At 70.4% G+C, this 23,960-nt stretch carries 23 protein-coding genes; 16 read left to right on the top strand and 7 right to left on the bottom strand.

The window, feature by feature from the left end; all coding sequences use genetic code 11:
- Positions 1 to 74: 74 nt before the first annotated feature.
- Positions 75 to 341 (top strand): hypothetical protein, encoded by a 267-nt coding sequence (locus ASF58_RS01090; protein WP_055946349.1) that lies wholly within the window; start codon positions 75 to 77, stop codon positions 339 to 341.
- On the opposite strand, the gene ASF58_RS01095 is transcribed toward ASF58_RS01090, so the two are convergent.
- Positions 332 to 1,213 carry a DMT family transporter gene (locus ASF58_RS01095; protein WP_082512758.1) on the bottom strand — a complete coding sequence of 294 codons (882 nt, stop codon included), beginning with the start codon at positions 1,211 to 1,213 and terminating at the stop codon, positions 332 to 334. The genes ASF58_RS01090 and ASF58_RS01095 overlap by 10 nt on opposite strands.
- Positions 1,214 to 1,540: 327 nt before the next feature.
- Here ASF58_RS01095 and ASF58_RS01100 point away from each other — a divergent pair, with 327 nt between their 5' ends.
- Complete coding sequence (locus ASF58_RS01100) at positions 1,541 to 1,834, top strand: hypothetical protein (protein ID WP_055946352.1); 294 nt, start codon at positions 1,541 to 1,543, stop codon at positions 1,832 to 1,834.
- 56 nt (positions 1,835 to 1,890) lie between these two features.
- On the opposite strand, the gene ASF58_RS01105 is transcribed toward ASF58_RS01100, so the two are convergent.
- Complete coding sequence (locus tag ASF58_RS01105) at positions 1,891 to 2,427, bottom strand: MarR family winged helix-turn-helix transcriptional regulator (protein ID WP_244477191.1); 537 nt, start codon at positions 2,425 to 2,427, stop codon at positions 1,891 to 1,893.
- Between the two features lie 435 nt (positions 2,428 to 2,862).
- Here ASF58_RS01105 and rfbF point away from each other — a divergent pair, with 435 nt between their 5' ends.
- The 5 genes from rfbF to ASF58_RS01130 are packed head-to-tail and all read left to right on the top strand — an operon-like array spanning position 2,863 to position 7,490.
- Positions 2,863 to 3,630, top strand: a complete 768-nt coding sequence (rfbF, locus tag ASF58_RS01110) for a glucose-1-phosphate cytidylyltransferase (RefSeq protein WP_055946355.1) — start codon at positions 2,863 to 2,865, stop codon at positions 3,628 to 3,630.
- A 42-nt stretch (positions 3,631 to 3,672) separates the two neighbouring features.
- A complete protein-coding gene (gene rfbG / locus ASF58_RS01115) occupies positions 3,673 to 4,797 on the top strand; it encodes a CDP-glucose 4,6-dehydratase (RefSeq protein ID WP_244477147.1) in 1,125 nt (374 codons plus the stop codon).
- Positions 4,794 to 6,053 carry a class I SAM-dependent methyltransferase gene (locus tag ASF58_RS01120; RefSeq protein WP_055946357.1) on the top strand — a complete coding sequence of 420 codons (1,260 nt, stop codon included), beginning with the start codon at positions 4,794 to 4,796 and terminating at the stop codon, positions 6,051 to 6,053. Before rfbG ends, ASF58_RS01120 begins: the two co-directional genes overlap by 4 nt.
- 4 nt (positions 6,054 to 6,057) lie before the next feature.
- Positions 6,058 to 6,588 (top strand): dTDP-4-dehydrorhamnose 3,5-epimerase family protein, encoded by a 531-nt coding sequence (locus ASF58_RS01125; protein ID WP_055946359.1) that lies wholly within the window; start codon positions 6,058 to 6,060, stop codon positions 6,586 to 6,588.
- A complete protein-coding gene (locus ASF58_RS01130) occupies positions 6,585 to 7,490 on the top strand; it encodes an NAD(P)-dependent oxidoreductase (protein ID WP_055946362.1) in 906 nt (301 codons plus the stop codon). Before ASF58_RS01125 ends, ASF58_RS01130 begins: the two co-directional genes overlap by 4 nt.
- A 12-nt stretch (positions 7,491 to 7,502) precedes the next feature.
- Here the strand turns inward: ASF58_RS01130 and ASF58_RS01135 are convergent, their stop codons facing one another.
- Together ASF58_RS01135 and ASF58_RS01140 are read right to left on the bottom strand one after the other, a co-directional pair.
- Positions 7,503 to 7,889 carry a response regulator gene (locus ASF58_RS01135; protein ID WP_244477148.1) on the bottom strand — a complete coding sequence of 129 codons (387 nt, stop codon included), beginning with the start codon at positions 7,887 to 7,889 and terminating at the stop codon, positions 7,503 to 7,505.
- Positions 7,890 to 8,084: 195 nt separating this feature from the next.
- Positions 8,085 to 9,338: an adenosylmethionine--8-amino-7-oxononanoate transaminase gene (locus tag ASF58_RS01140; protein ID WP_055948532.1), complete on the bottom strand. Its 1,254-nt coding sequence runs from the start codon at positions 9,336 to 9,338 to the stop codon at positions 8,085 to 8,087.
- 218 nt (positions 9,339 to 9,556) lie between these two features.
- On the opposite strand from ASF58_RS01140, the gene ASF58_RS01145 reads away from it, so the two are divergent.
- From ASF58_RS01145 to ASF58_RS01160, 4 genes are all read left to right on the top strand, one after another.
- Complete coding sequence (locus tag ASF58_RS01145) at positions 9,557 to 11,806, top strand: TonB-dependent siderophore receptor (RefSeq protein WP_082512759.1); 2,250 nt, start codon at positions 9,557 to 9,559, stop codon at positions 11,804 to 11,806.
- A 216-nt stretch (positions 11,807 to 12,022) separates the two neighbouring features.
- The gene (locus tag ASF58_RS01150) at positions 12,023 to 14,218 is read left to right on the top strand and encodes a TonB-dependent siderophore receptor (protein ID WP_055946365.1); all 2,196 of its coding nucleotides are present in this window, start codon (positions 12,023 to 12,025) and stop codon (positions 14,216 to 14,218) included.
- On the top strand, positions 14,215 to 15,465 hold the full coding sequence (locus tag ASF58_RS01155; protein WP_244477149.1) for a PepSY-associated TM helix domain-containing protein: 1,251 nt from the start codon (positions 14,215 to 14,217) through the stop codon (positions 15,463 to 15,465). The genes ASF58_RS01150 and ASF58_RS01155 overlap by 4 nt, the downstream gene beginning before the upstream one ends.
- Positions 15,466 to 15,537: 72 nt before the next feature.
- Positions 15,538 to 16,551 carry a bifunctional riboflavin kinase/FAD synthetase gene (locus tag ASF58_RS01160; RefSeq protein WP_055946370.1) on the top strand — a complete coding sequence of 338 codons (1,014 nt, stop codon included), beginning with the start codon at positions 15,538 to 15,540 and terminating at the stop codon, positions 16,549 to 16,551.
- Between the two features lie 8 nt (positions 16,552 to 16,559).
- On the opposite strand, the gene ASF58_RS01165 is transcribed toward ASF58_RS01160, so the two are convergent.
- Positions 16,560 to 17,114: a YcgN family cysteine cluster protein gene (locus tag ASF58_RS01165; protein ID WP_082512760.1), complete on the bottom strand. Its 555-nt coding sequence runs from the start codon at positions 17,112 to 17,114 to the stop codon at positions 16,560 to 16,562.
- Between the two features lie 302 nt (positions 17,115 to 17,416).
- Between ASF58_RS01165 and ASF58_RS01170 the strand changes: the two genes are divergently transcribed.
- From ASF58_RS01170 to ASF58_RS01180, 3 genes are all read left to right on the top strand, one after another.
- A complete protein-coding gene (locus tag ASF58_RS01170) occupies positions 17,417 to 19,660 on the top strand; it encodes a PBP1A family penicillin-binding protein (protein WP_055946373.1) in 2,244 nt (747 codons plus the stop codon).
- Positions 19,661 to 19,807: 147 nt separating this feature from the next.
- Positions 19,808 to 20,401 (top strand): DUF1214 domain-containing protein, encoded by a 594-nt coding sequence (locus tag ASF58_RS01175; RefSeq protein WP_244477150.1) that lies wholly within the window; start codon positions 19,808 to 19,810, stop codon positions 20,399 to 20,401.
- Entirely contained in the window at positions 20,398 to 20,994 is a 597-nt protein-coding gene (locus ASF58_RS01180) for a hypothetical protein (RefSeq protein ID WP_055946376.1), read from the top strand. Before ASF58_RS01175 ends, ASF58_RS01180 begins: the two co-directional genes overlap by 4 nt.
- Positions 20,995 to 21,002: 8 nt before the next feature.
- Here ASF58_RS01180 and ASF58_RS01185 read toward each other — a convergent pair whose 3' ends face one another.
- Positions 21,003 to 21,818 carry a hypothetical protein gene (locus tag ASF58_RS01185; protein ID WP_055946377.1) on the bottom strand — a complete coding sequence of 272 codons (816 nt, stop codon included), beginning with the start codon at positions 21,816 to 21,818 and terminating at the stop codon, positions 21,003 to 21,005.
- Positions 21,819 to 21,840: 22 nt separating this feature from the next.
- On the bottom strand, positions 21,841 to 22,053 hold the full coding sequence (locus ASF58_RS01190) for a hypothetical protein (RefSeq protein ID WP_055946379.1): 213 nt from the start codon (positions 22,051 to 22,053) through the stop codon (positions 21,841 to 21,843).
- A gap of 603 nt (positions 22,054 to 22,656) precedes the next feature.
- Between ASF58_RS01190 and ASF58_RS01195 the strand changes: the two genes are divergently transcribed.
- Positions 22,657 to 22,869: a hypothetical protein gene (locus tag ASF58_RS01195; RefSeq protein ID WP_244477193.1), complete on the top strand. Its 213-nt coding sequence runs from the start codon at positions 22,657 to 22,659 to the stop codon at positions 22,867 to 22,869.
- 75 nt (positions 22,870 to 22,944) lie between these two features.
- Positions 22,945 to 23,901 carry a glutathione synthase gene (gshB, locus tag ASF58_RS01200; protein WP_055946383.1) on the top strand — a complete coding sequence of 319 codons (957 nt, stop codon included), beginning with the start codon at positions 22,945 to 22,947 and terminating at the stop codon, positions 23,899 to 23,901.
- The last annotated feature ends 59 nt before the right edge of the window (positions 23,902 to 23,960 follow it).

Here is a 23,960-nt window from a genome sequence, read left to right on the forward strand (position 1 = left end):
CGGGCGCCCCTCGCCTCGGCCGGGAACCGGCTCCGAGGGGCGACCGAGACGCGGCGTCATTGGGAGACACGATCATGAGAAAAGCTCTGCTCGCCGCCAGCCTCGTCCTGTCCGCCTTCGCCCTGTCGGGCGCGGCCGAAGCGCAGGGCCTGCCGGGCGGCATCCGCCGAGGCGCGGCCGAGGGCGACCGGGTCGCCGGTCCGGTGGGCGGCATCGTCGGCGGCGCCGTCGGCGGCGCGGTCGGGACCGTGAACGGGGCGCTCGGCATCGATCCGGGCCGTCGCGCCTACCGCACCCGCATGAAGTCCCGCCGCCACGCCCATCACCGCCGTCACCGCTGAGGCGGTGCGGGATCCCGTGGCCCGACCGCGCCGGCCGGCCGGCGGCGTCCACGGGATTCCTGGGCCAGCAGGATGAGCCCGGACCCGATGACGATGGACGCGCCGATCAGCGTCCATCGGTTCGGCACGTCGCCGAAGATCAGGTAGCCCAGCATCACCGACCAGAGCAGCTGGGTGTAGATGAAGGGGGCCAGCACGTTGGCCGGCGCCCGGGCATGGGCCAGGACCAGGAGCCAGTGCCCGAGGGTGCCGAACAGCCCGACCCCGATCAGGAGCGCCCAGGTGGCCCAGGCCGTCGGCGTGGTCCAGATCCAGGGCAGGAGCGGGGTCATCACCGCGAGCCCGGCCAGCCCCGAGTAGAAGACCGTCGTGGCCGTCGAATCGACGCTCGCGAGCTTGCGCGTGGTCAGCACGTAGAACGCGTAGCACAGCATGTTGCCGATGCTCAGGAGCACGGCGGGCTGGAAGGCGCCGACGCCCGGACGCACGATGACCAGGACGCCGAGGAAGCCGATCGCCACCGCCCCCAGGCGACGCGGCGACGACCATTCGCCCAGGAGCGGCCCCGCGAGCAGGGCCGCCATCAGCGGCGTCGCGAACTGGATCGACAGGGTCTCGGCGAGCTGGAGCTTGCGCAGGGCGAGGAAGTTGAGGGCCGTCGAGCCGAACAGCAGCAGCGAGCGCAGGACCTGGAGCGTGAGCCGGTTCGTCCGCGCCACCCCGGGCGTCCGGACCGGATTGAGGACCATCAGCACCAGCGAGACGTTCACCGCGTAGCGCATGAAGGTCGACAGCAGCGGATCGACGCCCAGGCCCGCCAGGGTCTTGGCCGAAGCGTCGAGGCAGGCGAAGAACGCCAGCGTGCCGCACATCAGCGCGATGCCGGCCAGGCGCCGGTTCGGGGGCGCGGCGCCCTCTGGTTGTGACCTCAACGACGTGATCCCGATCCGCGACGGCGTTCCGCCCGGTGTGAACGGCGCGGGGCCCAAGCTTTAAAGCAGGCGCGGGGCAGCGCACACCTGCGTGGGGATCGGGTCCGCCACGGCGACGGAGCATCGATCCGCGACGCGAAACCAGCTCGTTCGTAACCAGATGGTGACTCTCAGTTGCGATCGCGTCCGCGAATCGCCCGGCCTGCACGAAGTCTTATCGATGCCCGCTCAGGATCGCCGGCGAACGTCTCTGGCGGAGGGCCATCCATGGCGAAGACCATACCGTTGCTTGCGACCTTCGGGCTAATCTGCCTGATGGTTCTCCCCGCTCCGGGCATCCTGGGCCTGATGATCGGCCTCGGCTGCGCGATCACCATCGTGATCTGCGCCGCGATCTGGCTGTTCGACCGGGTCGCCACCCGCCTCGCCTTCTTCCTGGAACAGAGCAGCGAGCGCCTGTTCCGGCGCCGCCGGGCCGTGCATGCGGGCTCCGGCATGATGCGCAAGGCGAAGCCCCCGAAGGCCAAGGTCGCGGCGAAGGTCGCAGCCAAGGTCGCGTAGACCGCGGCGCGCGAGGGGGATCGGTTCGAGGGGGCGTGGTCCGGGGGTTGCCGGCGCTACAGCGCGTCCGGGACGGCCAGGCCGTCCGCCTCGTCCTCGTCCATCTCGGCATCGCCCTCGACCTCGTGACCGGTGACGCCGGAGGCTTCCGCGAGGTTGCGGGCGGCCTTGCGCAGGAGCTTGCGCAGGCGGCGCTTCTCCTTGCCGTCGAACCCGTCGAGGAGTTCGGCCTCGACCTCGTCCCACAGCCGCTCGATGGCGGCGGCCTTGGCGAGGCCCGTCTCGGTGAGGCGCACGCGGACGATGCGGCCGTCGCCGGCCTCGGCGCGGCGCTCGACGAACCCCAGGGCCGCGAGCCGCGAGATGGTCTTGGAGGCGGTCGGCGGACGCACCCGCAGGGTCGCGGCGAGGTCGCCCATCGTCATGGTCCCGGCCGCGGCAAGCGCCTGGACCACCTGTTCCTGTCCGGCGAAGAGATCGAGGCTGGCCAGCCGGTCGCCCACGCGGGAGCGGTGCAGGCGCGCGGCCTGGACCAGGGCCCAGCCCACGCTCTTGGCGCCCGGAGGCCGCAGGCGCTTGTCGGACTTGCTCATGCTCCGCTCGCCATCCGTGTCACCGCTCGTCTCGGGGAGCGACGCCATCACCGCGCGGGTCAAGCCCTCGCGGGGTTCGACCATCCCGCGCTCGTCAGCCGCCCGCATCGCTCGTGCCCTCTGCTCTCATACCCCGCGAACGATGGGCCCGCGCCGGTCAATCCGGGCACATCCACCGGCAACCGGGAACGTCCCTTCGTCCCGGGGCATGACCGGCCCGTATGAAGCTGGGATGACAGTGCCCGGCCCGGGGGCCCGAGCGGGCTGGAAAAGTCGGCTAAACGCCCGGTCGGTCCCGGGGCCCGCCCCGTGCCTGGACGAAGGCCGACCCCTCGACTAAGCCTTGCGCGACGGGGCGCACGCGTCCGCAGCGCGACTGTTCCCACACCAGGACCTTGTCCCGCGCCAGAACCTCCGACGACCACTCAGGAATCCATGAAGGCAGTCATCCTCGCAGGCGGTCTCGGCACGCGCCTCTCGGAGGAGACGGTGACCCGGCCCAAGCCCATGCTGGAGATCGGCGGCCGGCCGATTCTCTGGCACATCATGCAGATCTTCGCCGCCCACGGGGTGCGCGAGTTCGTGATCTGCCTCGGCTACAAGGGCTACGTCATCAAGGAGTTCTTCCTGAACTACCGGCTGCACCTGTCCGACGTGACGGTCGACATCGGGCGCGGCCACGTGGACTTCCACCGCAGCACCGCCGAGGACTGGCGCGTCTCGCTGATCGAGACCGGCGAGACCACGATGACGGGCGGGCGCCTCAAGCGGGTGCGCGACTATCTCGGCGACGACGACTTCTTCATGACCTACGGCGACGGCGTCGCCGACGTGGACCTGACGGCCCTGGCGGCCTTCCACCGGGCGCACGGCAAGCTCGCCACCCTCACGGCGGTGACGCCGCCGGGCCGCTTCGGGGCGCTGGAGCTGGAGGACGGCACGGTGCGGCGCTTCCGGGAGAAGCCCGCCGGGGACGGGGCGACGATCAACGGCGGCTTCTTCGTGCTCTCGCCGCGGGTGCTCGACCGGATCGCCGGCGACGCCACCGTCTGGGAGGCGGAGCCCCTGGAGGGCCTGGCCGCCGACGGGCAGCTCGCGGCCTACGTCCATGCGGGCTTCTGGCAGGCCATGGACACCCTGCGCGACAAGAACCACCTCGAAGCCCTGTGGGCGGGGGACGCGCCGCCCTGGAAGTGCTGGTAGTCTGGCGCCAGCGAAGATCGTTTCCGGAGATCGTTTCAGAGCGTGCAGCCCTCGCCCTTCCCGCAGCCCTCGCCCTTCCCCTTGCCGCGCACGCGCGGCCCGAATCCCGATCCCGCCTTCTGGGCCGGGCGGCGGGTGCTCGTCACCGGCCATACCGGCTTCAAGGGCGGCTGGCTCTGCCTGTGGCTGGAGCGCCTCGGCGCCCGGGTGAGCGGGCTGGCCCTGGCCCCCGACAGCACCCCGAGCCTGTTCGCGACGGCCGGCCTCGGCACCGGCCTCGACTCGCACCTCGCCGACATCCGCGACCCGGCGGCGGTGCAGGCCTGCGTCACCGCCACGGCCCCGGAGGTCGTCATCCACATGGCGGCCCAGGCCCTGGTGCGCGCCTCCTACCGCGACCCGCTGGCCACCTATGCCACCAACGTGATGGGCACCGCCCACGTGCTGGAGGCGGTGCGGGCGACGCCCTCCGTCCGGGCCGTCGTGGTGGTGACGAGCGACAAGGCCTACGCGAACCAGGAATGGCCCTGGGGCTACCGCGAGACGGAGGCCCTCGGCGGGCACGACCCCTACAGCAGCTCCAAGGGCTGCACCGAGCTGGTGGCGGCGGCCTACCGGGCCTCGTTCCTCGCCCAGCGGGATTGCCGGCTCGCCACCGCCCGGGCAGGCAACGTCATCGGCGGCGGCGACTGGTCGGAGGACAGGCTCGTGCCGGACATCGTCCACGCCTTCGCGCGGGGCGACTCGGTGGAGATCCGCGCCCCCCACGCGACGCGGCCCTGGCAGCACGTGCTCGAGCCCCTGAGCGGTTACCTCCGCCTCGCCGAATGCCTGTCGGGGGCGGACGGGGCGCGCTACGCCGAGGCCTGGAACTTCGGCCCGGCCGACGAGGATTGCCGGCCCGTGGCCCATCTCGTCGACGCCCTCGCCCAGGCCTGGGGCTCCGAGGCCCTCTGGCACCTGTCGGAGGCGATCCACCCGCACGAGGCGACCTTCCTCAAGGTCGATTCGGCCAAGGCCCGCACCCATCTCGGCTGGGACCGGCGCCTGCGCCTCGATGCGGCCCTGGCCTGGACCGCGGCCTGGCACCGGGCCCAAGCCGGCGGGGCTTGCGCCCGCGACCTGACCCTGGCGCAGATCGGCGCCTACGAGGCGCTCGCCGCATGATGGCCCCGACCCCGACCCCGACCCCGCCTCCGGCCCGAAGCTGCCGCGCCTGCGGGGCGCCCCTGCACCGGAGCGTGGCCGATCTCGGCCTGTCGCCCCTGGCCAACGCCTACGTGCCGGCCGACCGCGCCGATCGGGGCGAGAGTTTCCATCCCCTCCACGCCTTCGTCTGCGAGGCCTGCTGGCTGGTGCAGCTCGAGGCCTTCGAGACGCCGGAGGCGATCTTCTCGGACTACGCCTACTTCTCCGGCTTCTCCGCCGGCTGGCTCGCCCATGCGAAGGCCTACGTCGCGGCCATGCAGGCGCGCTTCGGTCTCGGGCCGGACAGCAAGGTCGTGGAGGTGGCGAGCAACGACGGCTACCTGCTGCGCGCCGTCGTGGCCCGCGGCATCCCGGCCCTCGGCGTCGAACCGGCCGCCAACGTGGCGGCGGTGGCGCGCGCGCACGGCATCCCCACCGCGGTGGCGTTCTTCGGGGCGGAGACCGCCCGGCGTCTCGCGGCGGAGGGCCACGCCGCCGATCTCATGGCGGCCAACAACGTGCTGGCGCACGTGCCCGACATCCACGACTTCGTGGAGGGCTTCCGGATTCTCCTGAAGCCCGAGGGCGTCGCCACCTTCGAGTTCCCGCACCTCCTGCGGATGATCGCGGAGCGCCAGTTCGACACCATCTACCACGAGCACTTCTCGTACCTTGCCCTCGGGGTCGTCTCGGGGATCCTGGAGGCGCACGGCCTGCGGGTCTTCGACGTGGAGGAATGGCCGACCCATGGCGGCTCCCTCCGGGTCTTCGCCTGCCACGCGGCGGCCGCCCACCCGCAGGGTCCGGCCGTGGCCCGGGTGCTGGCGGCGGAGCGTGCCGGGGGCCTGTTCGACGCGAGCGGCTACGCCGCCTTCGCGGAGGACGTGGTGCGCATCAAGTGCACCACCCTCGCCTTCCTGGCGGAGCTGCGGCTGACGGGGAAGACCGTCTGCGCCTATGGGGCGGCGGCCAAGGGCAACACCTTCCTGAATTACTGCGGCATCGGTCCCGAGCTGGTGCGGGCCGTGGCCGACCGCTCGCCGCACAAGCAGGGCACGCTCCTGCCGGGGAGCCGCATCCCGGTGGTCGCACCGGAGGCCCTCCTGGCACGGCGGCCGGACTACGTCCTGATCCTGCCCTGGAACCTGAAGGACGAGATCGCCGGCGAGATGGCCGCCATTCGGGATTGGGGCGGGCGCTTCGTCACCGCGATCCCGCGCCTCGCGGTGTTCTGAGCCCATGCGCTTCGAGGCCCTGCCGCTCGCCGGCGCGTACCGGATCGTCCCGGAACCCCATGCCGACGCGCGCGGCTTCTTCGCCCGCACCGCCTGCGCGGAGGATTTCGCCGCGCGGGGCCTCGTCGGCGCCTTCGCGCAGTCCAGCATCTCCTACAATGCCCGGCGCGGCACCGTGCGGGGCCTGCACTTCGCCGCCGAGCCCCACGCGGAGACCAAGCTCGTGCGCTGCACGGCCGGCGCGATCCACGACGTCCTCGTCGACCTGCGGCCGGATTCCGCCACCTACCTCCGGTCCTACGGGGCCGAGCTCAGCGCCGGGAACCGCCACGCCCTCTACATTCCGGCGGGCTTCGGCCACGGCTTCCAGGCGCTCAGCGACGGCGCGGAAGTGCTCTACATGATCGACCGTCCCTACGTGGCCGGCAGCGCCCGGGGCCTGCGCTGGAACGATCCGAGCCTCGACGTCGCCTGGCCGGAGCCCGTCACGGTGATCGCCGAGCGCGATCTCGCCTATCCCGACTGGGTGCGGTGAGGGAGCGCGTCCTCGTCACGGGTGCGGCCGGCTTCGTCGGCCACCACGCCGTGAAGGCCCTGCGGGCGCGCGGGTTCGCGGTTCACGGCGTCGGGCGTGCCGCCTCTGCCGAGGCGGGCTGGCACGCCGCCGACCTGCTCGTCCCCGAGGAACGGCGCGCGCTGCTGGCGCAGGTCCGGCCGAGCCACCTCCTCCACCTCGCCTGGGATGCCGAGCCCGGCCGCTACTGGACCTCGGCGCGCAACCTCGACTGGGCCGCGGCCACCCTGGATCTCGCCCAGGCCTTCGCGGCCTCGGGGGGCCGACGGTTCGTGGGGGTCGGCACCTGCGCCGAGTATGCGTGGGGCGCGGCCCGCCTCGACGAGGCGACGACGCCCTGCCGGCCCGCGACGCTCTACGGCGCCGCCAAGGACGGGACGCGGCGTATCCTGGAGGCGTTCGCCGGGCAGACCGCGATGCGGTTCGCCTGGGGTCGGCTGTTCTACCTCTACGGGCCCGGCGAGCGTCGCGGGCGGCTGGTCCCGGACGCGCTCCAGGCGCTGACCGCCGGTACGGCGTTCCCGACCTCGCACGGGCTCCAGCGCCGCGACTTCCTGCACGTCGCGGATGCCGCCGCGGCCCTGGCCGCCCTGGTGGCGGGGGACGTGACCGGGCCGGTGAATATCGGCTCGGGCACGGCGATCCCAGTGCGGACGCTCCTCGAAGGGCTCGCCGCCCGGATCGGGGGCGCCGAGCACCTGGATTTCGGGGCCCGTCCCCTGAGCCCGACCGAGCCACCGGTCATCGAGGCCGGGACCCGCATCCTGACGGAGACCGTGGGGTTCCGGCCGCGCTTCGACCTGGCACGGGGCCTCGACGACACCGTGGCGTGGTGGCGGGCCCAGGGCCAGCCGCCGGCCTGACCGCTCAGGGCCTCAGCAGGGCAGCAGGCCCCTGAGCTGGGACAGGATGTCCTCGCCGGTGCAGGGCCGGGCGATGAACTTGGCTCCCTTCGGCATCCGCTCGGGATCGGGGGCAGCGCGCCCCGAGACGATCACGATCGGCAGCTGCGGCCGGGCCTCGGACACCGCGGTCGCGAGTTCGAAGCCGTTGGTCTTGCCGGACAACTCGACGTCCGTGATCAGGCCGCAGATGTCGGGGCGGGCCTGGATGATGCCGAGGGCCCGCTCGGCCGAGGCGCATTGCACGGTCTCGTATCCGCCATTCTCGAGAACGTCGCCGAGGTCCATGATCGTCAGGGCCTCGTCCTCCACCAGCAGGATCACCGGCCGGTCGTCGTTCGCCTTCGCCTCATCCACCACGATGCACCCTCCAGCCTGTCTGGCCGCGGGCCCCGCCCGGGACCGGGACCCGCGCGTGAAGCCCGGGGGCCCGCACGGCACGATCAGGGTCTCCGGGGATCCTGGACACTTCGGGGATCTTGGACACGGGGCCAGCGCAACGTCATCCCAACGAGCGACGCGGGCGTGGGTTGCACCGGATGCAGGGTCCCGCCGTCAGGAGGCCACGGCCCGCACCACCGTCCGCATGGCGTCGAGAAGCTCGGCCAGATCCTGCGCCGGGATGGTGAGGGCCGGCGTCAGGTAGACGATGTCGCCGAAGGGGCGGACCCAGGTGCCCCGCGCCAGGAAGCGGCGCTTCAGGTCGGCCAGGTCGGGGGCCTGGCGGAACTGCACCACCCCGATCGCCCCCAGGACCCGGATGTCGGCGACGTGCGGCAGCCCGCGCAGGGGTTCGAGGCCGTCCGCCAGGGCCCCCGCGAGGGCCGCGGCCTGGTCGAGGCGCGGCTCGCGCGCGAACAGGTCGAGGCTGGCATTGGCCGCCGCGCAGGCGAGCGGGTTGGCCATGAAGGTCGGCCCGTGCATGAGGGCGGCGCCGGGATCGTCGGCGAGGAAGCTCTCGAACACGGCCCCGGTGGCCACCGTGGCAGCCAGCGCCATCGTGCCCCCGGTGAGCGCCTTCGACAGGCACAGGATGTCCGGCACGATGCCGGCCTGGGTGCAGGCGAACAGGGTGCCGGTGCGCCCGAACCCGGTGAAGATCTCGTCGGCGATGAGCGGCAGGCCGTGGCGCCGCGCGAGCCGGGCCACGGTCGCCAGCACCTCGGGGGGGTGCATCCGCATGCCGCCGGCGCCCTGCACCAGGGGCTCCACGATCACGGCCGCCAGGGTCTCGCGCGCGGCCGCCAGGGTCGCGTCGAGGGCGGCGGCCTGCGCCGCCGTCCGGGGCAGGTCGCAGAAGACCTGGGTCGGCAGGTAGGCGCCGAAGCGCCGGTGCATGCCCTCGTCGGGGTCGCAGACCGACATCGCCCCGAGGGTGTCGCCGTGATAGCCCTCGCGGAAGGCCAGGATGCGGGTGCGCCCGGCGACCCCCCGGTTGATCCACATCTGCACCGCCATCTTCAGGGCGACCTCCACGGCCACCGAGCCGGAATCGGTGAAGAAGACGTGGTCGAGATCGCCCGGGAGCAGGGCCGCGAGGCGCGCGGCCAGCCGCTCCGCCGGGGCGTGGGTGAGCCCCCCGAACATCACGTGCGGCATCGCCTCGAGCTGCGCGGCCACGGCCGCCCGGATGTGGGGATGGTTGTAGCCGTGGGCTGCCGTCCACCACGAGGCGATGCCGTCGATCAGTTCGCGCCCGTCGGCGAGGACGATGCGCGACCCGTGCGTGCGCACGGCCTCCAGCGGCGGGGCCGCCCCCCGCATCTGTGTGTAGGGCCGCCAGAGATGTTGGATGTGCGGGCTGTCCATGACCCGCAGGGGATGGGCCGGCGCAGACCCCGGGTCAAGGCGGGGCGCGATGCTCCGCGTGGGACCCGGGATCATTCGGCATGAGGTTTAGTTTGTGAAATATATTGATATCCTGACATATATAACAGTATAGTTAGATATATTCCAATATACGCGACGGATATTGTTATAAAGTCAAGACTATCCTACGGCAGATCGACCCCCGACCAGGAGCGATCATGTCCCGTCAGGCCCGACGTCATCACCGCATCTCGTCCTGCGTCCGGAAACCTGCGGGTCCGGCCGCATGGATCTCGCCATGGACCTCGCCATGGATCTCGACGCGGTGGATTTCGGCGGGATGGATCTCGGGGGCCGCGCTCCTGCTCCAGGCCGGGCCGACGGCCGCGCAGCAGCCCGATTTCTCGTCCGTCGCCCTCGATGAGATCCGGGTCGCGGGCGACGGCGGGGCGGTGATCGGCTACCAGCCCCGGCGCACGAGCTTCGGAGCGGGGTCCGACACGGCCCTCCTCGACACACCGGCCAACATCGCCATCGTGCCGAACGCCGTGCTGCGCGATCAGCGGGTGCTGAGCCTCGACGAGGCCCTGCGCAACGTCAGCAGCGTGGTGCAGACCAACAGCCTCGGCGGCACGCAGGAGGCCGTCATCCGGCGCGGCTTCGGCTTCTCCCGTGACAGCTCGATCCTGCGCGACGGGCGCCGCACGGTTCTGCAGCAGAACTTCAACCATGCCATCGAGCGGGTCGAGGTCCTGAAGGGTCCGGCCTCGCTCCTCTACGGCATCTCGGATCCCGGCGGCCTGATCAACCTCGTCTCGAAACGTCCGGACTTCACGCCTCGCGGCTCCCTCGACCTGACCGGGACGAGCTTCGGCGGCGGTCTCGTCCAGGCCGACCTCACCGGCCCGATTCAGGACACCAACCTCGCCTACCGGGTCGTCGGCGATTTTCAGGACTACGCCTACTGGCGCAATTTCGGGCAGATCCGCCGGCAGGTCGTCGCCCCGTCGCTGACCTGGCGCGGTGACGACACCACCGTGACGGTGGGCTACGAATTCACGCACTACGCCATCCCCTTCGACCGGGGCACGACCTTCGACCGGCGCACCGGGCGCGCCCTTCGCGTGCCCCGCGACCGCCGCTTCGACGAGCGCGTCAGCAAGGTGGACGCCGAGAGCCATCTCGCCACGATCGATGTCGACCACAGGTTCGACGCGGATTGGAGGCTTCACTTCGGCTACAGCTATTCGCGGCTCGGCTACGACGACAACCAGATCCGACCCGTCGCCTACAATTCCGACACGCGCCTCCTGACGCGCCGGGCGGACGCGACGCGCGGCGGGGATTTCGAGGCCCACGTGGCCCGCCTCGACCTGACGGGGCGCTTCGAGACCTTCGGCCTGCGCAACGATCTCCTTGCCGGGGCGATGGTCGAGCGGATCGACTATTATCGGAAGACCAGCGTGCGGGGACCGAACGTCGGCGGGTTCGACCCGTTCGACCCCGTCTACGGCCTGATGGGCGCCTCCGACCGGGTCTCGCTGGCGGCCAGCAACAACCGCGACCGACTCAGCAACACCAGCCTCTATCTTCAGGATTCGCTCCACCTCACCGACCGGCTCATCCTGGTGGGCGGGATCAGCGCCCAGATCTACGACCAGCTCGCCTATGAGGGCCGCCCCGCCGTGATCTCGACCGCCATCGACGGCGTGAAGCCGGTGCCGCGGGCCGGGCTCGTCTACAAGCTCGCGCCCAATCTCTCGCTCTATGGAAGCTACACGCAGTCCTTTCGCCCCAACGTCACCGACCTCGATGTGACCGGGGCGCTGCTGCCGGAAGAGGGGACGGCCTACGAGGTGGGGGTCAAGGCGGAGGTCGCCGACGGCCTCCTGATCACCGGCGCGATGTTCGATGCCGAGAAGAGCAACGTGCTGATCACCCAGGTGATCGACGGCACCCGCTTCGGCTCGACCGCGGGCAAGGTGCGCTCGCGTGGCTTCGAACTCGATTTCGCGGGGCAGATCCTGCCCGACTGGGCCGTGATCGGCAGCTACGGCTTCACCCAGGCGGTCGTCACCGAGGATCCGGTGCTCGCCGGCAAGCAGCTCCAGAACACGCCGCGCGTCACGGCCTCGCTGTTCCTCACCCACCAGCTCGGCGCCGTCGCCGACGCGACGGCGTTCGGCTCGACCCTCCTCGGCCCTGGCTTCCTGGAGGCCGGGTTCGGCAGCCGCTACGTCGGGGGCCGCCCCGGAGACGCGGCCAACAGCTTCACCATGCCGGACTACGTGGTCTGCGACGCGTTCCTGTCTTACCGGACCCAAGTGAACGGCCTGCCGACCACTCTGCAGCTCAACCTGAAGAACCTGTTCGACGAGACCTATTATCCCTCGGCCGGCGCCAGCAACCTGCTGGTGGCGGTGGGCGAGCCCTTCCAGGCCCTGGTCACCGCCCGCGTCGCCTGGTGAGCGGGCGCACCGAAGCCGGGCGGGATGCCGGGTCACCACAGACTCTGATACCGGGACGAACCGGCCGGTCTGATCTTGCGTTCACTGCACGAGATCCAAGAATCATTCTAGAACTCGACTTCTCTTCTGTTTTTGAATGCTTCTAATATTGGCATTCACAATGGAAATTCCGCGGGGGAGCCGGTAGAGGTACCGGCTTCTCCGCACGGACCCGTCATGCCTTCCGCTCCCCGCCCGTTCGCCGCCACGCGGCGGCCCCTGCCGACCGGCCTTCTCCTACTCCTCGCCACCGGGACCGCCGTGCAGGCCCAGGGCGCTTCGGACCAGGCGGCGTCGCCGTCCGCCGTCACCCTCGAGGAACTCAGCGTGGCCGGTCTGGGCAACGGACTCGCCACCGTCGGCTACCAGCCCAGGCGCTCGACCTTCGGGGCGGGCGCCGACACCGCGATCCTCGACACGCCGGCCAACATCGCCGTGGTCTCCGCCGGGGTGCTGCGCGACCAGCGCGTGATCTCGCTCGACGAAGCCCTGCGCAACGTCAGCGGCATCGCCCAGACCAACAGCGTCGGCGGCACGCAGGAGGCGGTGGTGCGGCGCGGCTTCGGCACCTTCCGCGACGACTCGATCCTGCGGGACGGCCGGCGCACCGTGCTGCAGCAGAACTTCAGCTACGCCATCGAGCGCGTGGAGGTGCTCAAGGGCCCGGCCTCGCTCCTCTACGGCATCACCGACCCGGGCGGCCTGATCAACCTCGTCTCGAAGCGGCCCGAGTTCACCGCGCACGGCTCGCTCAACCTCACGGGGACGAGTTTCGACGGCGGCCTCGTGCAGGGCGATCTCACCGGACCGATCGCGGGCACCAACCTCGCCTACCGGATGGTGGCCGACCTCCAGAGCTACGCCTACTGGCGCAACTTCGGCCATCTCGGCCGGCAGGTCGTGGCCCCCTCGCTGACCTGGCAGGGCGACGACACCACCGTGACGGTGGGCTACGAGTTCGGGCATTACCGCGTGCCCTACGACCGCGGCACGATCTTCGATCCCCGCACCGGGCGCGCCTTGCGGGTGCCGCGGGACCGGCGCTTCGACGAACGTTCGAGCGAGCACGCGGCCACCAGCCATCTCGCCACCCTCGACGTCGACCACCGCTTCGACAACGATTGGAAGCTCCACTTCGGCTACACCTACTCCCATCTCGGCTACGACGAGGACCAGATCCGGCCGGTCACCTATGTCCCGGCCACCGGCCTCCTCACCCGCCGGGCCGACGGCACCCGCGACGCGGACTTCAACGCCCACGTCGCCCGCCTCGACCTGACCGGCAGCTTCGACACCGCCGGCCTGCGCCACGACCTCCTGGCCGGCGTGACCTACGAGAACATCGATTACGGCCGGCCCGACATCATCCGGGGTCCGAACCGGGCGGGGTTCAACCCGTTCCGGCCGGTCTACGGCACCCTCGCGGCGGTGCCGGTGATCTCGCCCGCCGACAGCAACCTGCGCGAACGCTTAGTGAATACCAGCCTCTATCTGCAGGACTCCCTGCACCTCGGCGACCAGTGGATCCTGGTCGCCGGGGTCAGCACGCAGATCTTCGACCAGTTCGGCGCCAAGGGGACGCCGGCGGTGGCCTATACCGACATCGACGGGGTCCGCGTCCTGCCGCGGGTCGGCCTCGTCTACAAGCTCGCCCCCCATCTCTCGCTCTACGGCAGCTACGCGCAGTCCTTCAAACCCAACACCTCGCTGGCCAACATCGTCGGAGCCCTGCCACCCGAGGAGGGGGAGTCCGTCGAAGTCGGCGTGAAGGCGGAGATCGCGGCCGGCCTGACCGTCACGGGGGCGATGTTCGACATCGACAAAGCGAACGTGCTGGTGACGCAGGTCAACGGCCAGGGCCTCACCGTGGCGACCACCGCCGGCAAGGTGCGCTCGCGCGGCTTCGAGCTCGACGTCGCCGGTCAGATCCTGCCCGACTGGGCGGTGATCGCCAGCTACGGCTTCACCCAGGCCGAGGTCACCCAGGATCCGGTGCTGGTGGGCAAGCAGCTCCTGAACACCCCGCGGGTCACCGCCTCGGCCTTCCTCACGCACCAGTTCGGGGCCGTCGCCGAGCCGGCGGAGTTCGGCGCGACGCGGCTGGGCGCCGGCTTCCTGGAAGCGGGCTTCGGGGCACGCTACGTCGGCGTCCGCCCAGGGGACGCCGCCAACAGCTTCGCTCTGCCGGACTACGTCGTCTGCGACGCGTTCCTCGCCTACAACACCCAGGTGAACGGCTTGCCGACCACGCTCCAGCTCAACCTCAAGAACCTGTTCGACCGCACCTATTACCCCTCGTCGGGGGGCAGCAACCTGCTGGTGGCGGTGGGCGAACCCTTCCAGGCCCTGGTGACCGCACGGGTGGCGTGGTGAGGTACCTGCGCGCCGTCCTGTTCCAGTTGCACTGGCTGCTGGGGCTCGGGGCGGGGCTGATCCTGGCCGTGGCGGGCGTCACCGGTGCGCTCCTCAGCTACGAGGACGCCATCGGCGAGGCCTTCGACGCGGACCTGATCCGCGTCGCCCCCCGGTCGGGGGATCCGCTCACGCCGGACGCCCTCCTGGCCCGCTTCCATGCCCAACGGCCCGACACGGTGGCGAACCTGACGCTCTCGGCCGAGCCCGCCACCGCCGCGATCGTACGGCTCGGGCGCGATCCCGCCACCGGCCAGCGGCCGCCCGCCCTCTACCTCGACCCCTATGACGGCACGGTGCGGGGCGCTGCGCGGACGGAGGAGGCCTTCGCGACCATCCGGCGCCTCCATCGCTGGCTGCTCCTGCCCGGCGACGGCAAGGGCTGGGGCCGGACCCTGACCGGCGCGAGCGTCGTCGCGCTCCTCGTCCTCCTCTGCACCGGTCTCTACCTGCGCTGGCCGAAGGTGATGTCCCTGCGGATCTGGCTGAAGCCCCATCTCCGGCAATGGGGCCGGCCGACCTACTGGTCGCTGCACGCGGTGGCCGGAACCTGGGTGCTGCCGGTCTACCTCGTCATCGCCCTGAGCGGGCTGTGGTGGTCCTTCGACGGCTATCGCGAGGTCGTCTCCGCCCTCCTCACCCGCGGCGAGACCATCACACGGATGGCGGATGGCAAGCCACCGGCGGAGAAGACGAACGGGCCGGCCGCCGGCCGGCGGGATGCCGCGGCGAAGGGCGAGGCTGCAGGTGGGGGCCGTCGGAAGGATGAGGGGCTGGGCAGCGCAGGAGCGCCGTCCCTCGACGCGGCCTGGTCGGCCTTCCGTACGGCGGATGACGGACACTTCACCCGTGCCACCCTGCTCCTGCCCGCGGGCCTCAGCGGGCCGGTGCGCATCCGCTCCGAGAATCGGAACGGCTGGCGCGACGACACACGGATCGAAGCGGCCAGTGCACGCATCCTCGTGCGCGAGATCGGAGGGGAGCGCCCGCTCGGCGTCCGCATCGCCGGCAACATGCTCGACGTGCACAGCGGGCGCATCTTCGGGCCCCTCGGCCCCCCGGTCTTCCTCGTCGCGGCCCTGACGATGCCGCTGTTCCTCGTGACGGGGCTACTGCTCTACATCGGGCGCCGCGCGGCGAAGGCGCGGCGGCGCGTGCAAGCGGGGGCGAACCCCACCGCGACCTCCGCACTCAGCCCGCGCGCTTGACCCTCCGACCGGTTTTCGACAGGTTCCGCCGCCACAGCTCCCGACCCCGACCGCTGCAACTCCTGAGATCCGATGTCGTCTGGCGACGAATCCGCCGTTCCGCCCGCCGCATCCGCGCCCGAGCGACGCTTCACGATCTGCCGCGAGGACGAGCTGGTGCCGCCCGCGATCGCCGGTGCCATCGCGGCGATCGGGAATTTCGACGGGGTGCATCTGGGTCACCGGGCCCTGATCGCCGCCGTGCGGGAGACCGCGCGGGAGGCCGCCCGCCCGGCGGTTGCCCTCACCTTTGAGCCGCATCCGCGCGCCTATTTCGCGCCGCATCTCCCCATGTTCCGCCTCACAGACGCGGACGCCAAGGAGATCGTCTTCGCCCATCTCGGCCTCGACGGGCTCATCGTGCGCCGCTTCGACGCCACCCTGGCGGGCACCGGCGCGCGCGACTTCGTCGAGGGGCTGCTGGTGCGCGACCTCGGTGTTGCGGGCGTCGTCATCGGCCACGACTTCCATTTCGGCCGAGGTCGCGAGGGCACCCCGGCGCTCCTCGCCGATCTCTGCGCGCAAGCGGGCCTGAGTTGCCGGATCATCCCTCCTGTCGCCCTGAGCGCGGGCGCGGAGCCGGTCTCGTCGAGTGCGATCCGCGCGGCCCTTACCGAGGGTGCGGTGGCGCGAGCCAACGCGCTCCTCGGCTATCGCTGGTTCGTCTCAGGCGAGGTCCGCCACGGCGACAAGCGCGGACGCACCCTCGGCTATCCCACCGCCAACGTGGCGCTGCCCGCCTGCAATCTCGCCCACGGCATCTACGCGGTCCGGGTGCGCCTGCCCGACAGCCGGGTGAAGGACGGGGTCGCCAGCTACGGCCGGCGCCCGACCTTCGATGATGGCGCCCCGCTCCTCGAGGTCAATCTGTTCGATTTCTCCGGCGACCTCTATGGCCAGACGATCGCAGTGGAGTTCCTGGAGTATCTCCGCGGGGAGGTCCGCTTCGACGGAGCGGAGGCCTTGATCGCTCAGATGCATCGCGACGCGGCCGAGGCCCGTCGGATCACCGCCGAGAATGCCGTCCCCTCGATGCTCGACGCCTGAGGCCACGCCTATTCGGCATCGTCCTCGGTCTCCGGCGTGCGATTGGGCCAGGTTACGATCCGATCGAGGAGTTCGTCGGCGGTGAACTCCTCCTCGTTGCCGGAGACGCGGCCACGCACGGAGATGCCGGCCTCGTGCACGCTGGCCGCGCGGCCTGAAACCAGCGGATGCCAAGCATAGAGATCGCGGCCTTCGCGGATCAGGCGATAGGCGCAGGTCGGCGGCAGCCACGGGATCGTGCGCACCGCCTCGGGCGTCAGGCGCACGCAGTCGGGCACCCGCTTCTGGCGGCGTGCGTAGTCGCGGCAGCGGCAGCCATGGCCGTCGAGGAGGGTGCAGCCGACATCGGTGTGGTAGACCTCCGCCGTATCCTCGTCCTCGAGCTTGAGGAGGCAGCAGCGACCGCAGCCGTCGCACAGGCTCTCCCACTCGACCGGGGACATCGCCTCCAGGCTCTTGGTCCGCCAGAACGGCTCGGCGGTCGGGGAAGCCGGGAGATTGGAACGGGCGGTTTCGGGGAAGGCCTGCTGCGTTTGAGAACGCGCGGCCGAGCGGTCCCGCATGGGGAACACCTTGGGCTGGGAGCGGCGAGGATCCGGATGATCCGCTCCTGTGCCGCAACGCGGCCCCGGGAGCAAGCGTTGCCGGCGCACGGCATGACGCCGCGCCGCGTCGGGAGGCGCCACGCCACCACGCCGCCCCATTCCAGCATCAAGGTTAAGAACAGGTTATGGCCTGCGGCGGCGGGACGCTTGCCCTTGTCGGGCGTTCCCGCGAACGAAGCCTCGCGGCCGGGCGCGGGTGTTGTTAGGATCGCGCGGGCCGGCGTCGTGCCGGAACCGGGTGCGGAAGGACTGGAACTCAGGTGCGCCTGCCCAAAGCGACCTCCCTCACGACACGGATCAAGCACGCCGCCCTCGCCTTCGACGCCTGGGTGAACGCGAGCCTGTACGACGGCGGCCGCACGGCGGGAGAGACCTACGAGCGCTTCCAGGAGCGCATGAACGTCTTCTCGGTGCGGGGCTGGAAACGCTTCGCCCTCGACCTGACCAGCGAGGCGGTGACCCTCGGTACGGGTGGCGCGGTCCTGATGCTTGCCCTGGCGCAGCCGGCCTTCAACCTGACCAGCGACAACTGGCTGAAGGCCCAGGACCTCGCCGTGACCTTCCTCGACCGCTACGGCACCGAGGTCGGACGGCGCGGCATCAAGCACGACGATTCACTGAAACTCGACGATTTTCCAGACATCATGATCAAGGCGCTGGTCTCCACCGAGGACCGGCGCTTCTACGAGCATTGGGGTATCGACCCCATCGGAACCGCCCGCGCGCTCGTGTCGAATTCGCGCGGCGGCGGCAACACCCAGGGCGGCTCGTCGATCACCCAGCAGCTCGCCAAGAACCTGTTCCTCACCAACGAGCGCTCCCTCGAACGCAAGATCAACGAGGCCTTCCTGGCGCTCTGGCTGGAGAGCCACCTCTCCAAGAACGAGATCCTGAAGCTCTACCTCGACCGTGCTTACATGGGCGGCGGCACCTTCGGCGCCGTGGCGGCGGCGGATTACTATTTCGGCAAGCCGCTCAAGGACATCACCCTGGCCGAGGCCGCGATGCTCGCGGGCCTGTTCAAGGCGCCGACCAAGTACGCCCCCCACGTGAACCTGCCGGCGGCCCGCGCCCGCGCTGGCGACGTGCTGCACAACATGGTCGAGGCCGGCTTCCTCACCGAGGGCCAGATCCAGACCGCCCTGCGCAACCCCGCAACACCAGTGACCCGGACCCGCGACATCACAGCGGACTACTATCTCGACTGGGCCTTCGGCGAGATCAAGCAGATGGCCGATGCCGGTCGCTTTCGCAGCGACCGCGTCCTCACCGTGAAGACGCCCCTCGACCTGACCATCCAGCGCCGGGCCGACGAGGTGGTGCAGAACACGCTGCGCCGCTTCGGAGACCAGTACGAGGTCGACGAAGCCGCCATGGTGATCCTCGATCCAGACGGGGCCCTGCGGGCGATGGTCGGCGGTGCCGATTACGGCGAGAGCCAGTTCAACCGCGCCACCGACGCCCTTCGCCAGCCCGGCTCATCGTTCAAGCCCTACGTCTATGCCGCCGGTCTCGCTTCAGGCCTGTATCGCCCGGACACCCGTGTCGTCGATCGGCCCGTCTGCATCGGCAACTGGTGCCCGCAGAACTATGGGCGCTCGTTCTCGGGTGCCACGACGCTCACCGTCGCAGTGGCGAAATCCATCAATACCATCCCGATTCAGGTGTCGATCGCCCTGGGCAAGGCGATGGGCATCTCCCACGAAGCCCGGGCGGCGGCCGCCGGGCGCAAGAAGATCATCGAGATGGCCCACGCCATGGGCATCACCACCCAACTGACCGATTCCGTCTCCCTGCCGATCGGCTCAGCGGAGGTGAACGTCATCGACCAGGCCGCCGGCTACGCGGTGTTCGCCAATGGTGGGCGCAGGGCCAAGCCCTATGCGGCCATGGAGGTCCGCAACTCGTCCGGGGATGTGATCTACCGCCATGCCGACGAGCCGATGCAGCAGGTGCTGTCGACCCAGGTGGTCGCCGACATGAACTACATGCTCACCAAGGTCGTCGAGGAAGGCACCGGCAAGCGCGCTGCACTGGAAGGCATCAAGGTCGCGGGCAAATCCGGCACCACGAACGCCTACCGGGATGCCTGGTTCGTCGGGTACACGGGCAATTACGTCGGCGCCGTCTGGTTCGGCAACGACGATCATACCTCCACCAACAAGATGACCGGCGGCTCGCTGCCGGCCATGACGTGGCATGACGTGATGGAAGTCGCCCACCAGGGTATCGAGCTCAAACCCATGCCGGGCCTGAAGGATCCGGGCCGTGCAGTGGCCCAGTCGGGGCAGAGCGCGGCCCCCGTGAACGCCGCGGCGAGCGCGGCCGGCAAACTCTCCCGGCGCTCCTTCGAGGTCATCGGCAGCATGAACGGCCTGTTCCGCCAGGTGGAGAAGACTTCCCTGAAAGCACCCGAGAAAACCTCTGCCCTTGAGCCCGTGAACGCCCCTGGCCCGGTGGCGGACGGGGTCCGCGCCGTCGGCGGCCGCATCGGCACACCGTAACCGGCGATCATGCGCATGACATTCGCCGAGACGGTCGCGCGGTTGCGTCCGGACCAGACCCGAACACGCTCTTCCGAGTCTCTGAGCCGGGAAGCAGGCCCGGTCTCCGAGACCGGCGGACGCGTGACGCGCGCACTGCGACACGGCGTGCGCAAGGCTTCGACCGTGACGCTGATCCTCTACGCCCTGGCACTGGGGGCGGGACTCGGCCTCGCAACGGCCGATTACGCCACGCGGGGTGGCTATCTCTTCGGCGGCGTCCGGGTGGGGGCCTGGACCGCTTGGCCGAAAGTCGGCTCCTTGGGTGCGGATCCTTACGCCCGTGCGGTCAACGCGCGGCGCGGCGAGATCCCACTGGCGATCGGTGAAGGCATGCTGCTCACGGCCGAACAGGATGAATCCGGACGGCAACTCGATGCCGCCTGCACCTACCGCGTGGCGGGCGTGACGCCGCCGGCCCGTGCCTGGACCGTGACGGTGGCCGGACGCGGGTCGCGCGTTTCGGATAGCGCCCCCATGCGCGAAGGCTTCACCGCCACCGAGATTTTGCGCGAGGCCGATGGGCAGTTCGTGATCACCCTTTCACCGGAGGTCCAGCCGGGCAACTGGCTGCCGATGCCCCGTGCCAAGGGGCCGGTACGGCTCGCCCTGCGCCTGTACGACACGCCCGTGGCCGCCAGCGCGGGCAGCCTCGACCGCTCGGCGGTGCCGGCCATCACCCGGACTGGGTGCGCCGTATGACGCCGCGGGGACGCTTTCTCGTCGCCAGCCTGTCGGGACTGGTTCTCGCCGGCCTCGTGCACGGGACCACAATCCTGCTGATTCCGCGCCTGGCGGAGTCCGATGCCCTATCGCGGGCGCGTTCCGGAGAGAACCTCGACCATCCTCTGGCGATCAACACCGTGGCGGCCGGCGACACCACACCGCCCGTGGAAGCGTGGCTTCCGATTCCGGATCCGGCGGTGGCGGTCGGGCTCTGCGCCTATGACCTCTCCGAGGGACCGATGCGGGTTTCAGCGCGCACGGGCGCACTGATGCTGTCCCTGGCGGTACACGGGCCGCGGGGGGCATTCTACGCGGTGACCGATCAGGCGGCGGTGCGCGGCGCCCTCGACCTCGTGGTGCTCACCCGGGCACAATACGACGAGGCGCTCGCCAACGCCGACGAGGACGAGGTCAGCCACGACGTCCGCATCGTCGCCGGCGACACCCGTGGGTTCGTGGTCGTGCGTGTGATCGCGGCCCTGCCGAGCCAACGCGCGGCGGCCGACGCGGCGGTACAGGCGGTCTCCTGCACCGTCGACAGCCCTGGCGACGAGAAGGCCGGCGGCTGAAGCAGCCCTCAATGCTTCGCGACGATCGGCCTCGGCGCAGGGATCGGGACCACACCGTCCGTCTCCGGCAGCAGCCCGCATCGGGCCTCGGCTTCCGGCGGCACCAACGGATCAAGCAGTGGCCTCCGTCCGTCGAGGGCGGCTAAGGTCTGTCCGACCGCCAAGCCTTCCGGCCCCGGCGCCTCGATCAGCAGGTGCTCGAGCGCATAGCGGTAGCGGCGGGAGCGGCGACCGGTCTCAAAGCGGACCCAGGCGATGAGGCAGCGGTTCTCGGCCACCCGCATGGCGGCTTGGCGTACGTCGCCGTCGTCCAGACTCTTGGCGAAGGGCAGGCTGCGCAGGCGCAGGGCGTCGCCCTCCTTCACCCGCATCGCCACAGCGGCGAATTGCGGGATCAGCCGGGCATCGGTGCCGATATCCTCCGACAGACGCCGGTAGCGCGACACTGGCGAGCGAAAGCTCTCAGCCATCAAGGTGTCGTGATAGGCGGCGGGATCGTCGGTTCGCCAGGAGGCGGGCAGCACCCGAGTGCGCGTGAGATTGGCGAGAATGTCCGTGAACGCGTCGTGCCCGGCCGCCGGCATGAGGAAGCGCCAGGCGCGATCGCGCAAGGCGCGTTCCTCGTCGGTGAAAGGAAAGGCCGAGGCTGGCTCCTCGCGCTCCCGCGCCGCCAGAGTCCCGGTGGTCTCGATCAGACTGTTCCAGGCGCCGGCCTTGGGCCGCCCGAAATCGCCCTCCTGCGCGCAGCCGGCGAGGAGCGCCAGCGTCGCGAAGGGTGCCAGGCGCAGGGCCTGCCGGCGTCCGGTCCGGGAAAAGGGTACCATGCGGGCGCGCGTCGGCCGGGTGTCAGGACCGGCGGCGCAGGCGCGGCGCGGGAGCTTCCGGCTCGGGCATGCGCTCGTAGCGAATTCCGGTGAAGAGCAGGATGGCGCCCCGCGGCGCATCCGCGTCCGCTCTCCGGAAGCGGCGCGCCGGGGCCGGGAACGTCACGACCGTGGCCGTCGGACGCTCGGGGCGGCGATCGGCGCCGCCGGTGTCGGGCAACCTGTGGGTGTTCATCGGCTGGTTTCCGATTCCATTCGATCTCTGAGGCGAGCCGTCGCCGGGCCTGCCACCACCGCATCCGGGCCGTTCCGGTATCGGGGTGATGCCGTCAGAGATCAGCATGGGGTGGTTAACGGAACCTTGCGATGGCCGGAGTGCCTTCGTCTTCCATGCCCCACTCACAGCAGGCCGATCGGGCGTGGCTTCCCTGCCACGCTCCTCGGCCCATGCCATGGCCCACGATTTGCTACGCCGTAGACTGCCCATGGCGGGCATTTCCTCCCTTGTACTCGGCCCCGCTCGCCCGGCGAGCGGGGCTTTTTTGCGGGAGCGGCGTCATCGTGGCGCTTCGAACCCCGCTGGGTGCGGGATCGAAGGCATGGAACACGCGGCGGCGGGAGCGCTTGCTAAGGGCCGGTCGCGCCCGATATGCCGTGTCGCTTCCGTTCGAACGACCTGACTCTTCGCGAACGCACTCTCCCATCCAACACATTATCCCTTTCGCACACCCCACTTTCGATTGAAGGACACCGCCGGATGCGCGTGGTTATCTCCCGACTCTTGAGCTCCACCAAAGGACTCAACACGGCCCTGCGGATTGCGCCGTTCGCCCTCCTGATGGTGGCGGTCAGCCCGGCCCAGGCCCAGCGTGAGGACCAGGGCCTTCAGCTGGGATGCGCGAACGATTATTTCCGCCTGTGTGCCGGCGTGGATCCCAACAGCCAGGATGCGGAACGTTGCATGGATCGCAACCGTGCCCGCCTGTCGCCCGAGTGCAAGGCCGCCATCGGCGACTACGACCGCCGTACCGGCGGGAAATCGCAGAAGTAAGGTGCCGCACGGCACACCGCGTTGCGGTCGGGACGGGCATCGACGCGGCCCGTCCCCAGACAGAGGTTTGACAGCATGACCCTGACGGTCGCGGTGCAGATGGATCCGATCCAGGCGATCCGGATCGCCGGAGACACCACCTTCGCGCTCCTGCTCGAGGCCCAGGCGCGGGGACACCGGCTGCTTCACTACACCCCCGATCGGCTGTCGATGCAGGGGCAGGTCGTGACGGCCCGCGTCGAGGCCCTCACGGTGCAGGACGTGGAGGGGGCGCACGCCACCCTTGGGCCGGTCGAGCGCATCGACCTGTCCAGCGTTGACGTGGTCCTGATGCGCCAGGACCCGCCCTTCGACATGGCCTACATCACCGCGACCCACATGCTGGAGCGGATCCACCCGCGGACCCTGGTGGTGAACAACCCGGCCGAGGTCCGCAATGCGCCCGAGAAGCTGTTCGTCCTCGACTTCCCGGAGCTGATGCCACCGACCCTGATCACCCGCGACAAGGCGGAAATTGAGGCGTTCCGGGCCGAGCATGGCGCCATCGTGATGAAGCCCTTGCACGGGCATGGCGGAGCCGCGGTGTTTCGAGTCCTGCCGGAGGACGCGAATTTCGGCTCGATGTTCGACCTGTTCTCGGTGACGTTCCGCGAACAATGGGTCGTGCAGCGCTTCCTGCCGCGCATCACCGAGGGCGACAAGCGCATCATTCTGGTGGACGGCGAGCCGATGGGCGCGATCAACCGAGTGCCTGCCCTTAACGACATCCGCTCGAACATGGTCCGCGGTGGAGCGGCGGCGGCTTCGGATCTCACCGAACGCGAGCGCGCGATCTGCACCGCCATAGGCCCGGAGCTGAAGCGTCGTGGGCTGATCCTGGTGGGGATTGACGTCATCGATGGCAATCTCACCGAGATCAACGTCACTTCGCCGACCGGCATCCGGGCAATCAAACGCCTCGGCGGGCCTGATCTGGCGGTCTCGGTCTGGGACGCGATCGAGAGCCGCGTCGGCAGGGTCCTGTCAGCCTGAGCGACGCCGAGAGTTGGACGACCCGTCCGGGCAGGTCCGGGATATCCTAGACCTGCCGC

Source organism: Methylobacterium sp. Leaf125, from assembly GCF_001423085.1.
Classification (GTDB): Bacteria; Pseudomonadota; Alphaproteobacteria; order Rhizobiales; family Beijerinckiaceae; genus Methylobacterium.

What these genes read in the sequence shown, in the direction of transcription:
- ASF58_RS01090 (WP_055946349.1), top strand. Translation starts at nt 75, where the DNA reads ATGAGAAAAGCTCTGCTCGCCGCCAGCCTCGTCCTGTCCGCCTTCGCC.
- ASF58_RS01095 (WP_082512758.1), bottom strand. Translation starts at nt 1,213, where the DNA reads ATGTGCGGCACGCTGGCGTTCTTCGCCTGCCTCGACGCTTCGGCCAAG.
- ASF58_RS01100 (WP_055946352.1), top strand. Translation starts at nt 1,541, where the DNA reads ATGGCGAAGACCATACCGTTGCTTGCGACCTTCGGGCTAATCTGCCTG.
- ASF58_RS01105 (WP_244477191.1), bottom strand. Translation starts at nt 2,427, where the DNA reads ATGAGCAAGTCCGACAAGCGCCTGCGGCCTCCGGGCGCCAAGAGCGTG.
- rfbF (WP_055946355.1), top strand. Translation starts at nt 2,863, where the DNA reads ATGAAGGCAGTCATCCTCGCAGGCGGTCTCGGCACGCGCCTCTCGGAG.
- ASF58_RS01120 (WP_055946357.1), top strand. Translation starts at nt 4,794, where the DNA reads ATGATGGCCCCGACCCCGACCCCGACCCCGCCTCCGGCCCGAAGCTGC.
- ASF58_RS01125 (WP_055946359.1), top strand. Translation starts at nt 6,058, where the DNA reads ATGCGCTTCGAGGCCCTGCCGCTCGCCGGCGCGTACCGGATCGTCCCG.
- ASF58_RS01140 (WP_055948532.1), bottom strand. Translation starts at nt 9,338, where the DNA reads ATGGACAGCCCGCACATCCAACATCTCTGGCGGCCCTACACACAGATG.
- ASF58_RS01145 (WP_082512759.1), top strand. Translation starts at nt 9,557, where the DNA reads ATGTCCCGTCAGGCCCGACGTCATCACCGCATCTCGTCCTGCGTCCGG.
- ASF58_RS01150 (WP_055946365.1), top strand. Translation starts at nt 12,023, where the DNA reads ATGCCTTCCGCTCCCCGCCCGTTCGCCGCCACGCGGCGGCCCCTGCCG.
- ASF58_RS01160 (WP_055946370.1), top strand. Translation starts at nt 15,538, where the DNA reads ATGTCGTCTGGCGACGAATCCGCCGTTCCGCCCGCCGCATCCGCGCCC.
- ASF58_RS01165 (WP_082512760.1), bottom strand. Translation starts at nt 17,114, where the DNA reads ATGCGGGACCGCTCGGCCGCGCGTTCTCAAACGCAGCAGGCCTTCCCC.
- ASF58_RS01180 (WP_055946376.1), top strand. Translation starts at nt 20,398, where the DNA reads ATGACGCCGCGGGGACGCTTTCTCGTCGCCAGCCTGTCGGGACTGGTT.
- ASF58_RS01185 (WP_055946377.1), bottom strand. Translation starts at nt 21,818, where the DNA reads ATGGTACCCTTTTCCCGGACCGGACGCCGGCAGGCCCTGCGCCTGGCA.
- ASF58_RS01190 (WP_055946379.1), bottom strand. Translation starts at nt 22,053, where the DNA reads ATGAACACCCACAGGTTGCCCGACACCGGCGGCGCCGATCGCCGCCCC.
- ASF58_RS01195 (WP_244477193.1), top strand. Translation starts at nt 22,657, where the DNA reads ATGGTGGCGGTCAGCCCGGCCCAGGCCCAGCGTGAGGACCAGGGCCTT.
- gshB (WP_055946383.1), top strand. Translation starts at nt 22,945, where the DNA reads ATGACCCTGACGGTCGCGGTGCAGATGGATCCGATCCAGGCGATCCGG.